Below are 13,809 nucleotides of genomic sequence, written 5' to 3' on the forward strand. Positions count from 1 at the left end.
ACCCGCTGGAACAACTCCCACAACCCGTCCGGGACCAACCGCTCCACGATCGTCATGCCTCAAGATTACGAACCCAAATGAGACGATGTCTTAGCAGAGACGTGCATGATGCCGTTGGCGTCGATGTCGAAGGAGACCTCGATCTGCGGCACCCCGCGCGGCGCCGGAGGGATGCCGGTCAGCTCGAACATGCCGAGCTTCTTGTTGTACGCCGCGATCTCCCGCTCGCCCTGGTACACCTGGATCGTCACCGACGGCTGGCTGTCTTCGGCGGTGGTGAAGATCTCCGAGCGCTTGGTCGGGATGGTGGTATTGCGCTCGATGAGCTTGGTCATGATGCCGCCCTTGGTCTCGATGCCCAGGGACAGCGGGGTGACGTCGAGCAGCAGGACGTCCTTGACCTCGCCCTTGATCACGCCGGCCTGCAGCGAGGCGCCAACGGCCACAACCTCGTCGGGGTTGACGCCCTTGTGCGGGTCCTTGCCGGTCAGTTCCTTCACCAGCCCGGTCACGGCCGGCATCCGGGTGGAGCCGCCGACCAGGACCACGTGATCGATGTCGGAAACCTTGATCCCAGCATCCTTGATCGCGTTGTGGAACGGACTCTTGCACCGCTCCAGCAGATCAGCTGTCAGCTGCTCGAACTGCGCACGGGTCAGCTTCTCGTCCAGGTGTAGGGGGCCTTCGGCGGAGGCGGTGATGTAGGGCAGGTTGATCGAGGTCTCCGACGAGCTGGACAGTTCGATCTTCGCCTTCTCCGCCGCCTCGCGCAGCCGTTGTACAGCCATCTTGTCCTTGGACAGATCCACACCGTAGTGGTTCTTGAACTGGGTCACCAGGTGGTCGACGATCCGCTGGTCCCAGTCGTCGCCGCCCAGGTGGGTGTCGCCGTTGGTGGCCTTCACCTCGATGACGCCCTCGCCCATCTCCAGCAGCGACACGTCGAAGGTGCCGCCGCCCAGGTCGAAGACGAGGACCGTCTGGTCGTTCTCCTTGTCCAGCCCGTACGCCAGGGCCGCGGCCGTGGGCTCGTTGATGATCCGCAGCACCTTCAGGCCGGCGATCTCCCCGGCCTCCTTGGTCGCCTGCCGCTGGGCGTCGTCGAAGTAGGCGGGCACCGTGATCACCGCGTCGGTGACGTCCTCGCCGAGGTACGCCTCCGCGTCCCGCTTCAGCTTCTGCAGCACCCGGGCGGAGATCTCCTGCGCGGTGTACCGCTTGCCGTCGATGTCACCGTGCTCGGGAAAGCGCCAGGCGTGGTCTCCCATATGTCGCTTGACCGAGCGCGCGGTGCGATCCACGTTCGTGACGGCCTGCCGCTTGGCGACCTCGCCGACCAGCACCTCGCCGTTCTTGGAGAACGCCACCACCGACGGTGTCGTACGCGCACCCTCCGTGTTAGTGATGACAGTGGGTTCGCCGCCCTCCAGGACGGAGACCACTGAGTTCGTCGTCCCAAGGTCGATACCTACCGCACGCGCCATCTGTTTGTCCCTCCTCCCCGGTACGGTGCTTCGGCCCTTTTGGGTGCTCACTCCAGTACCGGCTCCTAGCGGACGGGACCAGCCCGCGGAGGTGGCTCGGGGCGTGCGATCCCAAATGCGTACCGCCGTATGAGCCGGACAGGTGGGACGGAACCGCAGCCACGGTCGTGCGCCGGTTCGTCCCTGCGCTGGTGGACTTAGTTGTACGCCGCATGCTGGACCGGATCTCGCAGCGTCTCGTAGGCCGCCCGTACCTCACCGAACCGTGCGGCGGTCATGGCGCGAACGTCGTTGTCGGAATACAGCTCGCGTACCCGGGCGCGGGAAGCCGAGGTGATGGCCCCTCGTTGCGGAGGGCTCACACCCAGCACCGTGTATAAGCCTGCTCCCTGGCCCCGCCTGTCTACCTCCTCACCTATCGTGAGCTGCGGATCCACTCCTGCGATGCCTGTAGTTCTGAAATAAAACTTGAGTCGCCCTTTGTCAAGAATAAAGAGTGTCGTGATGATGGAGTAATCCAGAGGCAGGAGCCAGGATTCATCGATAGGTAAGAGAAGGGCTGAGCAGGCGAAAACTGAAGAGGGAGCGCGGAACCTGGCACTGCTTCCTCACGTGAGATCCGTCCGTCTACCCTTCCACTGAGGCGCCCCTCGCAACGGCCCGAACCGTACCTGTTCATCGGACAGGAGGTGCTGTGCAATGATCACCGAACTTGCCGTCGAACGTGCCGAGTTCACCTGCGGCTCGTGCTGGCACCGCTGGAGCGTCGACTACGACGTGCAGCGCTACCGGGACGACAGCGGTGACGAGTGGGAATACTTCTACCGTGACAACACTCCGGTTGACTCTCCGTACACGCCGCAGGGTGCGCCGCCGTGCGAGCATTGCGGCCGACGCTGGGTCGGGCGCCTGGTAGCGCGCCGCCCCGTGCCGTTGTCGGGCGATATCGAGGCACCCCGCAGCCGGATCCCGGCCGGAGGCGGCCATCGTCCCGAGCGGCACTTTGCGCCGATGCTGCACGCTGCCGGTCACCTGCAACCTGAGTCCAGGGCGCAAGCCTCCCGGCCGTCCCGGTGATGCGCTCCTTGCTATGCGCCGACGCATCGCTGGTATACACCGCAGGACGGCCACGGTGCGGGACGGCATGCCGCCGTCCCGCACCACCGCGCCGACGGCTGGTTCGTCGAGCCTGATCGGCTCTGCAAATGTGAGCTGCGGCATTGCGGGACAAAGCGGCAGCCTCCACGATGAGCTGAGCCAGGAACGTCAAGGAAAGCAGCTCCCCATGGGCGATCATGTGCACGTGCGACTCAGCCAGGGGCTGAGCGTGTCCGAGAGTGGGGAACTGATCGAGCATTCCCGCTGCCGTTGCGGGGCAACCTTCACCAAGGTGTTCGACACCGATGGAGAGGAGCCGGAACAACCGTTCCGGTCCTGATGCGGGCCCGGCACTGCGCAGACACTGCCTTTCGAATCCAGCTTTTCGCGCCTGTGCGCGGCCGTGATGCCGGGTGCCTTTACCGCCAGTTCGCAGGTTTCCTCCGGTGGCAGGTCGTCAATGTTCCACCTGCCTCGCATGGCGCTGAGCAGGTATCGGCCCAGCGGCGAAGAAGCGAGCGAAGAGATCGTCGAACTCCTCAAAGGGTGAGCGCCCGGCCTCAATTGGATGTCGTTCCCTCATCCGATCGCTCTATCTCTGATATACCACACCTCGGGAAAGTTGACATCTATTGACTCAACTTTTTTCGGTGTTCTGAACAGTGATCTGCCGCAGCCAGGTGGCGTCAGCTTTCGGGTCACGCGTAGACAGGGCCAGGCGGGCATACGGGGCGTCGCGACCGAGGGCCGACACCACCAGCACTGGACCTCGCGCGTGCAGAGCGACGAAGTCCCGGCCGGAGGTGTGCTCGATCTCGCCCACGCACCAGCGTCCCGGGCTGAAGCGGTAGCGGCGCCCCGGGCACGGGCGCACCGCTCGCCACCAATACGGCTCCACCCAAATCCCGTCTATGAACCTCAGCGGCAGCCGCATGGTGCGGCATCGTGCCGAGAGCGCCCACCGCCAGGGCAGGCGCACTACCAGATCCCTGTCCCCAATGCGCAGCCGCGCCGCGTTGCTCACCTGCTTTCCTCCTTGTCCCGGGCATACCGCAGGATGCCGGAGTGCCCACTGCGGTGCGCTGCCGAGTGGACGAGGACTGTAGTCAGTGGACCGGCCGGGCACTGGGCGTCGGCCGCCACCGGGACCGTGAGCCGTACTCGTGGAGGCCGTGCTCGCTGTGCATGCGGTACTCCCGCCAGGCCGCGGCCAGCCAGGTGCCGCCCGTGATCAGGGCGTGCACGCCCTGGGCCACTGCGATGGCTACTGCATCGGCATCAGGACGCAGTCACAGCAGCACACCCGCCGACCATCGAAGCCGCGGCGGAGGCCCGCCACCACCACGCATAGGGCAGTTCATGCCCCATCCTCGGGCAACCCACAGCTCCGCACAGCCCTTGCCAAGGGCAAGACGCCGGCTACGAGCACCAAGGCCAACGCGGTCAGGACCGGCTACAAGCCTGTCACCGAACCGATCGCGGCGCCCAGGACGCCAGCGCCCGCACAGGCCAATGCGCGCCGGCGCTCATGCCGGTGACGCCACGCCGTCTCCATGGACACGGCACCGCCCACCAGCGCATACGCGCCGAACATCAAGGCCAGGGCCGACATGGTCAGCTGCAGTCAAACCAGCGCGATCGGACCGAACACGACCGCAGCAACGCCACAGACCCCCAGCAGCCGGGCGGTCTTCCTGCTGTCTGCCACCAGCGGCCCCCTTTCGCTCTGCGCGACCGTCGTTCACTGAACGTAATAAAGAATTGAGTCAGGCGGCATCAATTTCATCCAGCCCATGCTTGTCAAGCGACCTGTAGCGAGCTATACGAAGAAGGCGCCAAGCGTCATGACCATGACTGACTACCGGCGCCGACAGTAAGAGAGAAATATAGGAGTACTCGTGCCTACCGGCGTTTCCAGTGATGTCGATCGGCTCACGCACCTCCATGCCGCCGCCCCCTGCAGCGCCCTCGTCCCGGCAGACGCCTGGCGTGAGACCAAAGCTCTTCACATCCAGTTCGACCTGCTGTGCATAGACCAGTCCAGCATTGACCTGACCCCAGGGCGCGGCGCCCCACCTTCATCGCCCGACCTCCCTTCCCGATCCCTGCCAAGACCCGGCCTGTACTCAACGAACGCCCCACCGGCCGGTTCGCCCACTGCTTAGCCCCGGCCGGCACCTTGGAGATCAAAGCCGCCGAGACGGCTTACAACAACGGTGTCTTCACCCTGCCATCCCGCTGGCCGCATACGCCGAATCCCGCAAGATCACCATCTCCGGTGGCACCCCCGAGCAGCTCACGGTCTGAGAGTTAGAAGGAGGTGTACTCATGAGCGCCTTGTTGTGGCTGCTCATCCCGTTCCTCACCGGCATCGCCGCCACTGTCTGGGCCTGGATCGCCGGACGCCGCAACCCCAGCCCGCCCGACCACGACACATGGGAAGACCTCGACCACTACCAGCAGATGAGGACCGCCCTGGACACCAACGAACACTGCAAGGCGGCATGAGCAGAGCGTGCCACCACCGAACGCCCTCACGGCCCGTGCACTGGACTGGACAGGGATCCAGGGCCCGTCACAGCAGCAGCGCACCTGACCCTCAGCACTGGAAAAGGGTCTTGCTCGAGATGGCTGTCCCTGCCGATTCGGCTGACGTGACGCGGTGTGCACCATACGGCGGATGGCGGCCGCGAGTGCCCTGGTGGCGACGCTGGGCGCACCAGGTGCTGCCGCGCCGCGGTACCGCAGCCGCTGCTGATGCCACGGCGGTGACTGGCACATGGCCAACGCGATGGCGCTGGAAGTGCTCAAGCAGGCCGCAAACAGCCCGTGAAGTCCACGGACATGATGCGGCTCCCGGCGGCTCACGCCGCCACCGGCAGACCGATGCACTGGCCACCCTGTTCGACACAGCGGACATGATTTCGCCCGACAGTGAAGGGCGCCACACCAACGGCCAGCACCGGACCCAGGTCATGCTGGATACAGGGGTACACCGCACCCTCGTTCTGCGCATCCAGGCATAGCCGCCCCATACCTCGCCCGGACGCTGTCATGCGCAGTCACTGCTGGCACCCTCGCCAGCCAATGCGCCACCCGGCCAGCCGAAGAGTGGCCAGAGCGCCTTTTTGCTCTGCGCAATCGCGGGGACGACGCTTGCGCCCACGGAACGCCACGGCCGAAGAACGGGCGCACGCCTATCGGGCGGCACGCGGTGGGACGGACTCGGGCTCCCGTCCAGCAGCTCCGACTTGCCGGACGGGAGCGGCACGGGGCCCTCCGGGATTCCTTGAGCACGAGGGGAACCCGCACGCCTTCCAGACGGGAAGGTGTGACGCCACGGCGTCCCTTCCATGGTGCCCGTGCTCGAGCAACGGCTGTGCAATTGCAGGAATGGTGACCAGAAGCGAACTTCTATGGGCAATTTTGACCGCAACAGGGCAAGGGTTGGCGTTCTGATGTTCGGAGTGAGGCCCATCGAACGTATTTGTTCCGTGACTCCATGATCACGTTGAGTACCGATGGTGATGCCCACCATGCTGTGGATCCCCTCCTTCCCCGACGCTTGAGCACCGCCGAGGAAGGAGGCCTTCCAGACCCCTCAACCTGACTCAGGGAAGGTGAAATGCCCAGTAGAAAGGTGTGGGCCATCGCCGTACTGGCGGTAGTCCTCGCGTGGAGCACGGTGATGACCGCGCTGGGACACCTCGCCGCAGTTGTGACGCTGCTGCCATCGCTCGGACTGCTTGTGCAGCAGCTCACCGCCGCCGCCCACGGTTCCAGCAGCGCGCCTGCCCGTGCCCCGGCACCGGAACCGGCCGGGCACGAGGAGCCGCAGCGATGACTTCCTCGCCATCATCAAATCCGCAGGACGATCCGCCCACTGCCGACGCCGCCCCGGACGCACCGTTCTCCGTGGTGCCCGCCACGTTCGGACCCGGTCGGCGGGGCCGCCGCGCGGAGCCGATGTCCGAGAACATCGGCCCCAGTCACCAAGCTCTGCTGGAGCGCCTGCGCCACCAGATATCCGCTCACGGAGTCACCCTCGACGAGCTGGCCCGGCGCACCGGCTTCTCCAAGACCCGGATTTCCGCTCTCCTGCGTGGCATCGAGTACTACCCAAGCTGGGAGATCACTTACAGCGTGGTCCACGCCCTGGGCCTGCCGCCCTGGCCTCTGTGCCGCCTGTGGGCCGCAGGCGCTTACGAGGCCGCCAAGTCCACCACGTGGATCACACAACGCATCCAGGCCGTCCGGCCGCTGGGCCCCGAGGAGCGGCCCGTGGAACACTGCGGCTTCATCGAAAAGATGGAGCACTACTACATCTCCTACGCCCGGGCGCTGCTGCACATCGAGCGGCCCGAGCGGATCGTCGACGAGGCGCTCGACATCCTCTGGGCGGGCTGGGACGAGGCAGAAGCGGCCGCAGGTCCCAACCTTCCCCGCTACGCGTGGCGCCTCCTGCGCTCACGGGTGCTGCTACGTGTCAGACGCCATCCGGACGGACGCCCCGATCTGCGACCTGCCGCGTTCATGACAATCGCGCAGAGTCAAATTGAGGACCCGGTGGCCCGGTTCGTAGAGATCAGCGAAGTCGCCGAGTTCTTCGACGCCATCAGCCACCTGCCTCAGGACCAGTTCGACGTAGTCGTCCTGCGCTACCTGTGCGAGTTCACCCCCGACGAGGTCCAGGAGGCCACCGGTCTGTCCCCGGCCCACGTCCACACCCTCGACCACCACGCACGAGGAGCCCTGGAACTGCTCCACCAACGTCCCACAGCCCGGGAGTGATCACCCCGACATGACTGCCATCGACGACCTCCTCGCCCGCGCGGCCCTGCTGAAGAACCCCCGCATCCCCGGGGACACGGTTCCCTATCTCCGCACCTGCTCCGACCTTCCTCTCCCGCCTGCCGGCAACGCCGCAGTTCTCGCCGGCGACGTCCTCGCCGACAACACCGCCGCGCACCATCTGCGCTCCTTGTGCGAAGTTGCCGTCACCCACACCAGCGCACCTCAGATCACCGACTTCATCACCGAACAACTCCCCACCCCCGAAGGCGCCTGGATCCTGGGCTGCCTGCTGCACCTCGCTGGTGTCGAGGAAGGAGCACGCTACTGGTGGCAGTATGCCGCTGGCGCCGGCGACCGCGGCGCCAGCTACTGCCTGTCTCTCCACCACCGGGCACGAGGCGACGACCACGCCGCCGACTTCTGGCTCGATCAGGCTGGCGACGACACCGACACAGACGAAGCGTGCGAGACCAGCACTGCCACCGTCCTGCGCATCGTTGCGCAGATGACTGCCAGCAGCGACCGCACCTACAGCGACACCACCCTTGCCATCATGTCCTACACCACCGCGGCCGTCACCGACGGCTACCGCCGCCACCCCGACATCGAAATCCCCGCACCCGGCCCCTACTTCGCCGAAATCCTGCAAGTCATCCTCGCCACGATCACCGACCCGCACGACGACTGCCCGGGCCCCCCTCCAGGCCCTCTGCCTGCCCGCCCGCTCGAAGATGACGACACGACCACCCGCCGCACCGACACACCGGAACCGGACCACGTCCTGGTCCAGCTCGCAGCGCCAGATGCCGAGTGCGCCTCCGCCTTCCACGCGGCCGTCGCCCACGCCTGGAGGAAGATTCCCCCGGAGCAGCCCCCAAAGCCGGGCCAGAGGGAAGTTCTCATGCGCTTCCTCCTCGACCGCCGCCACCTGCACACTCCTGGCCTCGCCCGCGCACGCGACGCTACAGAGCAGAGCCCTCTACGGTTCGCGCCATGACGATAGTGATCTTGATGTATGGCCCGGCCCACGGACGGGTGCTCACCCCCCAAGCGACAGATGAGGAGGTACTGCAGGAGGCCGGGCGGAGCTGCCAGCTGACTGACGACGCGGGCGCGTATATGGACTGACCCGAGTACCGGGCGATGGCGAGCCGTCTCAGGAAACGTCCCACCACCGCCCGAACACGCCGCGCTCCTGGGTATTGACATGGAAATCGTCCAGTACGCCCCAGGGCCAGCACTTCACCCCGCTGCTCAAACGCTGGACAGTGGAGCAGGTCTACGGATGGCTGATGCTCCGCCGCCGCCCGGCCCGCGACGACAAGGCCCTGTCCGCATGCTCCGACGCCATGATCCACCTCGCCACGGCCGGCCTGATGACCCGCCGCTTCACCGACGAGCACACCATCTCCTGAAACGATCTCGCAAAGCTTCACTAACCGCGTTTCTCGGGATAACAAAGCTCTCTAAGGCATCGTTGGAACCGGTTAGGGAGCGAAGGGCCGGCTGGGGCAGCGCCGTGGGGGAGCGGAATGAGCCGCTGCCGCAACCGGCCTGTGTTTTGTGTGTCCGCTAACTGTGCTCGCAGTCGCCAAACCACTCCTGCCGGTGAACCTGCTTGCAGCTACCACGAGGGCGCAGGTATCGACGACCGCGAAGCTGTCCGGGATGATCCGTGACGGGGGTGTGGTAGCCGCTTTCATCAGTTCATGCCGCCTGGCATTTTCGGCGGCGGGCGGGGTTGGAGCACCCCCTGAGCGGAGGCGGCCGCCACCGTGGCCATGGGGTGTTCTTCTGTCCTTGATCATCTGGTGGGAGAATCGTGTCATGGACTGGCGGTCTGGCGCGGTGGTGCACGTATATGCGCAACTTGGCGTCTTTGTCGTCGCCGTCGCGGGGGAGATGGACGGTGACGAGAAAGACCTACTGACGGCGGCGTGGGACGAGGCCGCCGTCAGCAAGGCGGCCACAACGGTGGTGGATCTTTCCAAGGTCACCTTCGCCGACAGTGCTCTGCTCAATAGCCTGCTGGATGCCGCGCGCCGGCACCGTCTGAAGGGCAGCTCCCTGGTCCTGGCGGGACCCCTGCCCCATGTGATCGAACGCATGTTTGCCATCACCGGCGTCATGGAGCATTTCACCTTCGCGGACTCGCTGGACCAAGCGCTGGAGCGGCACCGGATCCGCTGACGCACTCGCCCCTCCACCCCGGCCCCGCACGGGGTGACTGCCCGCAACCGAGTTCGTTGCCCAGGGCATCTATTATTGGGCTATGACCGGTGAAGATGCTGTGGGCAGACTGTTTGCCGAGGTGTGCGGCACGCTGGCCCGTGCCGGCTTTGACGTTGCCGCGGCCGGCCGGGAGGATGCGCCCGGCCTGTGGGTCCGGAAGGGAAATGACGCGGTGGGGGTGAGCTGGGCGCCGTCCACCGAGGACCCGCTGGGGCAGAAGGCGGCGGAGTCTGAAGGGGTCCGCGCGGCACTGCGGCAGGCTTTGCTGGAAATCCTCACCCAGGCCGGTTACACGGTTCAACTCGACCGCGCAGCCGGAGAAGTACGCGTCCTTCCTCCCCACGGCGACCTGTTCCCAGCCTCAGGATGAGGCATGATGAAGAGCGACGACAGCCTTCACGGTGTCCATGATCCGGTTGGCGCTGCAGTGGATTTTTCTGAGAAGGCGCCGGCCCTTCAGGGCGGCCATGGGTTGCTCACCGAAGCAGCGGATCTTGGTGTGGGAGCTGTTGTGCCGCCGTTTTCATCGTCTGAGCCGCCGGCCGCGGAACGGGATCCCAGGAGCGGGCCGTGCTCGGTGGGTCAGGCGGGTTCTGCTTCGGCTGAATGGTGCCGGCTGGGGTGGTAGGCGGTATCGCACAGCTGACGGGCCTGAGCGACGGCTTCCTGAAGGGTTGCTGTGATGATCATGACCGAGTCCAGGCCGAGGATGCCCATGCGCCACCGCAGGTGATCGTCGGGTACGGCCAGGAGCAAGGCGCCTTCCGTCTTCTCGAGGCGACGCCACAGCGTCAGCAGGGCGGCGATGCCGCTGGAGTCCATGTAGGTGACGGGGCTGGTGTCCAGGACGAGGTAGCGGCAGCCGCCATCCAGCAGCCGCTCACCCGCGGCGCGGACGTCTGCACTCGTGTACAGATCGACGTCTTCCGGAAGAGCGCCAATCGTCAGATCTTCACGGCTGTCGATGAGCTCGAGCATGCTCTGCTCCTCCATTCCCTCGCATCGGACTGTCTCACCTCGGCTGCGGTGTTGGAGGTTACCGGACTCCTGTCTCGCACATACCCGCCAAGCCGGTCAGGCACCTCACGCGCCCGTAGGATGCGGATGCAGTTCTCGATACCGGCAAAAAGGTATTTAAGGACGAACGGCAGTCAGAGGGGAAGCGGACAACGGCGCCGTCATTCCTCCTGTGGTGGCTCCAGCCCGGCTTGCTGGCGCCGGGCTGGGGCGTCTACACGTACCGGTGGAGGCGGATACCGGTGCCAAATCCGGCGCCCTGGCATGCCTTGTCCGTCCAGCATTTGTGTTCTGTCTCCCCGAGAGCGTCGATGATCTCGTGTGCACGGACCGCGATGAGGTCGTGCGTGGCACCGGACGGGGCGGGTGAGGCCCGCAGCAGTTGTCAGACCGGGTGTGCGAGGGTGAGGGTTCCTCCCGTGCCGCTTGTGTTTCCCGGAAGGGTAAGGGCGTGCGCGGTGATCTTCCCCTGCCTTCGGCCGGAAGACTCCCCGGTGGATCGGCGGCGGAGTGCTGTCCAGGATCACCAGGGCCTTCGTCGGTGCTGTCTTCCTCGCCTCGGTCGGGCTCGGCGCGGGGACGGTGAGCACTTCAGCGGCCTCGCCGATGTAGCGATGGACGGTCGGGACGCCGATGCCGGATCCGGCGGCAAGCGGGACGGAGGTATCGCCGCACTGGAGATGGGCCGGGCGGCAGGGTCCGCCGCCCGGCCACCGGCCTCTCACCGCCGGCCTCCCGTTGCCGGGCGACAAGTTGCCCGGTCAGGTACCGCAAGGTGCGACTGGGCAGATCCATGAATGACGGGCAGACGAGCACGAAAGCTTCTGCCGTACGGGGGGCTGGTCGACAACCGTCCACCAGGAGTTTCGTCACCTCGTACGCCTCCTGCCGCCTACACTCAGAGGTCGTTTTCGCCCGATGTTTCATCCCAGAATCGGCTGTTTGATCTGTGGTGTCGGGTCGCACCAGGAGATGAGGTTCTCGCCGGTGAGGCGGCGTGCCACCAGGCCGGACATGGCAAGGTAGATCATGGTTTCAGAGCGGGCCGGGAGGGGCGGGGGCGTGACCGCTCGGGATGAGACAGACGGGCCGCCCCCGTCGGCTGGTGGAGCGGCGAGCGGAGGGAGGCGACACGCGCTGGCGTAGGTTACCGCCAGGTGTGGCCGAAGCATATGTTGCTGAGCCAGCTGGTTGCCCCAGACACTCCACCTTTGACCACCAAGCCGGACTGAAGGCGGGCCGCTTTGGGCGACGAGCTTGCGAGTCGCCCGGCGACCGTCGGTGGCCGGGCGGAATAACGGGGACACGGTCCGCACGCCCAGTGTCCTCGAGGTTCCCCGTGACAGGTTCACGCGGCGGCGTCCCGTCACGCTTGAGGAGCTCGCTGGCCCGGCCCATGGCACCGTTGGCCTTTCCTTGCACCTGGCATGGTCGGGCCTGACCCGCTTCGACCTTGACCAGCCCCGCCCACGGATGAGCTGCTACCGCATCGTCCTCACCGAAGGACAACGGGACAACCTCATCCACTATCTGAACCGCGACCTGCTGACCAGCATGTGGCCGGTGCTGCGCACGCTCGTCAGCCGCGACCTCCGCGAGGTTTAGGAGGACGCCTTCACCGAGCTGGCCGACCGAACCCGGGCCGCTGCGTAAACCTCACCGAACTGCATCGTCGACTCCTCACGAACGTCCTCGCTGTCGACAGTCCCTACCCGCTCGTCCTTACCGGCGGCTCCGCCGTCCAGGCCCACAGACTGGTCGACCGGCTCAGCCAGGACCTCAATCTCGCCACCGAGAACCCCGAACCGATGGAGCGCATCGCGGCCACCGTGCGCACCAGACTGGAGGGGCAAGGATGGCAGGTTCGGGCACTGGAAACCGACTCCCTTTCCGCACCGTTAATCGTTATCGACCCCACCACCAGTAAGGCGTGCGAGGTCAACATCCTCAAGGAAGTGCTCTGACGCCCGCTCGTGCCCACCAAGCACGGCCTCGTACTTTCTCTCGAGGACGTCGTCGGCACCAAGGCCTGCGCGCTGGCCGACCGAGGACTGGCCCGGGACCTGAACGACGTCCGGGCTGCCACCGACCACTGGAGCCACGCCGAACTCGAGGAACTCGGCCGCCGCCACGCCCGCGACACCTTCGATCTCACCGAGCTTCAAGTCCGCCTGGCCGGTACGGACTGGATCGACGACACAGAGTTCGCCGCACACGGGCTCGACAAGGCCGCCATCATCCACCTGCGCCATTGGGCCCAGGAGTGGGCCGACGACATCGCCGACCGTCTCCTGGAGGAGACGGTCCCACCGAACGACTGACGCACCGGCCACGTACGGACGACATACTCTTCTACGCACTCGGTTTTCCGGGCTCCGGACAGCATCGCGGTCTTGGCCCCTTCGCCGCAGCGGGCCCCACACGCCGCCACCTAGGCCCGGGGATGGACGCCGCCGCAAGTTACTCCAGCGGATGCCCCTCACCCACATCCAGCAGCCACCGGCCGCACCGCACATACAGCCGCTGCCACGGCAGCCGACACACCCACACCTGCCTGCTCCCCGCCCCGGGCCGCACACAGCCGGCAGCCAGCGCGCACGCCACCTCCGGGAACCGGCGGTCTTGCGGCTGTTGCTCACGCTGGGCATACCGGCGGACAACCGCTCCCACCGTGCATCTGATGCCACGTCGTGGGGTCGGCTCACTCCCATTCCCAGATCGCGAGGAAGTCCGGATGGTGTCGCCATTGCCGGGCAATCGTGGTGAGGGCGTCCCATGTACCTGCGAGGGCAGGCTCATTGTCCCACTCTCGAAAGGCCCGCGCCTGGCCCAACAGTGCGCGCACTACATCATTCAGTGCCTGCACCGCCCGATCCGTGTCGGGGACCACAGGGCGGCTCAGCAGTAGAGGGTCCGTACGGGCGAAGAGGAACCGGGCCAGCTCCGCGAAGCGCTCCTCGGCGTACTCCGCTCCGCACTCCTCCGCTATTCGTCCTGCTCGTCCACGGCCGACCCCTTCCTTTGCGGCATCCTCTACGCCACGCGATCGTACGGGGCAGCAGGTACTGTTCCGCTCTCCAGTGCGATGCGCCTAGGCCGTGTCTGATAATTGATCTTGTGGTGGGTCGTGGTGAGCTGACGGATGCGGCGTGGGAGCGGATAGCGCCCCTGTTGCCGGGTGTTG

General features: G+C 66.1%; 13 protein-coding genes and 2 pseudogenes. 11 read left to right on the plus strand and 4 right to left on the minus strand.

The features are described from left to right. Positions 1–89: 89 nt before the first annotated feature. Positions 90–1,484: pseudogene (gene dnaK, locus ACIF8T_RS39985) on the minus strand (molecular chaperone DnaK); the annotation flags it as partial. A gap of 699 nt (positions 1,485–2,183) precedes the next feature. On the opposite strand from dnaK, the gene ACIF8T_RS39990 reads away from it, so the two are divergent. Both ACIF8T_RS39990 and ACIF8T_RS39995 read left to right on the plus strand, forming a co-directional pair. Continuing rightward, complete coding sequence (locus ACIF8T_RS39990) at positions 2,184–2,561, plus strand: hypothetical protein (protein ID WP_400042357.1); 378 nt, start codon at positions 2,184–2,186, stop codon at positions 2,559–2,561. 13 nt (positions 2,562–2,574) lie between these two features. After that, the gene (locus ACIF8T_RS39995; RefSeq protein ID WP_400042359.1) at positions 2,575–2,922 is read left to right on the plus strand and encodes a hypothetical protein; all 348 of its coding nucleotides are present in this window, start codon (positions 2,575–2,577) and stop codon (positions 2,920–2,922) included. A gap of 297 nt (positions 2,923–3,219) precedes the next feature. Here the strand turns inward: ACIF8T_RS39995 and ACIF8T_RS40000 are convergent, their stop codons facing one another. Then, the gene (locus ACIF8T_RS40000; protein ID WP_400042360.1) at positions 3,220–3,606 is read right to left on the minus strand and encodes a hypothetical protein; all 387 of its coding nucleotides are present in this window, start codon (positions 3,604–3,606) and stop codon (positions 3,220–3,222) included. A gap of 82 nt (positions 3,607–3,688) precedes the next feature. Beyond that, complete coding sequence (locus ACIF8T_RS40005; protein ID WP_400042362.1) at positions 3,689–3,838, minus strand: hypothetical protein; 150 nt, start codon at positions 3,836–3,838, stop codon at positions 3,689–3,691. A gap of 1,072 nt (positions 3,839–4,910) precedes the next feature. On the opposite strand from ACIF8T_RS40005, the gene ACIF8T_RS40010 reads away from it, so the two are divergent. From ACIF8T_RS40010 to ACIF8T_RS40040, 7 genes are all read left to right on the plus strand, one after another. After that, positions 4,911–5,090 (plus strand): hypothetical protein, encoded by a 180-nt coding sequence (locus tag ACIF8T_RS40010; protein WP_400042364.1) that lies wholly within the window; start codon positions 4,911–4,913, stop codon positions 5,088–5,090. 1,117 nt (positions 5,091–6,207) lie between these two features. Further along, positions 6,208–6,426: a hypothetical protein gene (locus tag ACIF8T_RS40015; RefSeq protein WP_400042365.1), complete on the plus strand. Its 219-nt coding sequence runs from the start codon at positions 6,208–6,210 to the stop codon at positions 6,424–6,426. A 122-nt stretch (positions 6,427–6,548) separates the two neighbouring features. Next, positions 6,549–7,373: a sigma factor-like helix-turn-helix DNA-binding protein gene (locus ACIF8T_RS40020; protein ID WP_400042366.1), complete on the plus strand. Its 825-nt coding sequence runs from the start codon at positions 6,549–6,551 to the stop codon at positions 7,371–7,373. 10 nt (positions 7,374–7,383) lie between these two features. Next, the gene (locus ACIF8T_RS40025) at positions 7,384–8,373 is read left to right on the plus strand and encodes a DUF6207 family protein (protein ID WP_400042367.1); all 990 of its coding nucleotides are present in this window, start codon (positions 7,384–7,386) and stop codon (positions 8,371–8,373) included. A 205-nt stretch (positions 8,374–8,578) separates the two neighbouring features. After that, positions 8,579–8,791, plus strand: a complete 213-nt coding sequence (locus tag ACIF8T_RS40030) for a hypothetical protein (protein WP_400042368.1) — start codon at positions 8,579–8,581, stop codon at positions 8,789–8,791. Positions 8,792–9,203: 412 nt separating this feature from the next. Then, the gene (locus tag ACIF8T_RS40035; RefSeq protein ID WP_400042369.1) at positions 9,204–9,566 is read left to right on the plus strand and encodes an STAS domain-containing protein; all 363 of its coding nucleotides are present in this window, start codon (positions 9,204–9,206) and stop codon (positions 9,564–9,566) included. Positions 9,567–9,648: 82 nt separating this feature from the next. After that, the gene (locus ACIF8T_RS40040; protein ID WP_400042370.1) at positions 9,649–9,978 is read left to right on the plus strand and encodes a hypothetical protein; all 330 of its coding nucleotides are present in this window, start codon (positions 9,649–9,651) and stop codon (positions 9,976–9,978) included. A 212-nt stretch (positions 9,979–10,190) separates the two neighbouring features. On the opposite strand, the gene ACIF8T_RS40045 is transcribed toward ACIF8T_RS40040, so the two are convergent. Continuing rightward, the gene (locus tag ACIF8T_RS40045) at positions 10,191–10,586 is read right to left on the minus strand and encodes an STAS domain-containing protein (RefSeq protein WP_400042371.1); all 396 of its coding nucleotides are present in this window, start codon (positions 10,584–10,586) and stop codon (positions 10,191–10,193) included. A 1,320-nt stretch (positions 10,587–11,906) separates the two neighbouring features. Here ACIF8T_RS40045 and ACIF8T_RS40050 point away from each other — a divergent pair. Both ACIF8T_RS40050 and ACIF8T_RS40055 read left to right on the plus strand, forming a co-directional pair. Continuing rightward, positions 11,907–12,230 carry a transcriptional regulator gene (locus tag ACIF8T_RS40050; RefSeq protein WP_400042372.1) on the plus strand — a complete coding sequence of 108 codons (324 nt, stop codon included), beginning with the start codon at positions 11,907–11,909 and terminating at the stop codon, positions 12,228–12,230. A 59-nt stretch (positions 12,231–12,289) separates the two neighbouring features. Continuing rightward, a pseudogene (locus ACIF8T_RS40055) lies at positions 12,290–12,946 on the plus strand (nucleotidyl transferase AbiEii/AbiGii toxin family protein). Positions 12,947–13,809: the final 863 nt, after the last annotated feature.

This window comes from Streptomyces sp. NPDC085946 (assembly GCF_044540485.1).
Lineage (GTDB): Bacteria > Actinomycetota > Actinomycetes > Streptomycetales > Streptomycetaceae > Streptomyces.

Bases quoted from the DNA above. Each gene is read 5' to 3' on its own strand.
- ACIF8T_RS39990 (WP_400042357.1), top strand. From the start codon at position 2,184: ATGATCACCGAACTTGCCGTCGAACGTGCCGAGTTCACCTGCGGCTCG.
- ACIF8T_RS39995 (WP_400042359.1), top strand. From the start codon at position 2,575: ATGCGCCGACGCATCGCTGGTATACACCGCAGGACGGCCACGGTGCGG.
- ACIF8T_RS40010 (WP_400042364.1), top strand. From the start codon at position 4,911: ATGAGCGCCTTGTTGTGGCTGCTCATCCCGTTCCTCACCGGCATCGCC.
- ACIF8T_RS40015 (WP_400042365.1), top strand. From the start codon at position 6,208: ATGCCCAGTAGAAAGGTGTGGGCCATCGCCGTACTGGCGGTAGTCCTC.
- ACIF8T_RS40020 (WP_400042366.1), top strand. From the start codon at position 6,549: ATGTCCGAGAACATCGGCCCCAGTCACCAAGCTCTGCTGGAGCGCCTG.
- ACIF8T_RS40025 (WP_400042367.1), top strand. From the start codon at position 7,384: ATGACTGCCATCGACGACCTCCTCGCCCGCGCGGCCCTGCTGAAGAAC.
- ACIF8T_RS40035 (WP_400042369.1), top strand. From the start codon at position 9,204: ATGGACTGGCGGTCTGGCGCGGTGGTGCACGTATATGCGCAACTTGGC.
- ACIF8T_RS40040 (WP_400042370.1), top strand. From the start codon at position 9,649: ATGACCGGTGAAGATGCTGTGGGCAGACTGTTTGCCGAGGTGTGCGGC.
- ACIF8T_RS40045 (WP_400042371.1), bottom strand. From the start codon at position 10,586: ATGCTCGAGCTCATCGACAGCCGTGAAGATCTGACGATTGGCGCTCTT.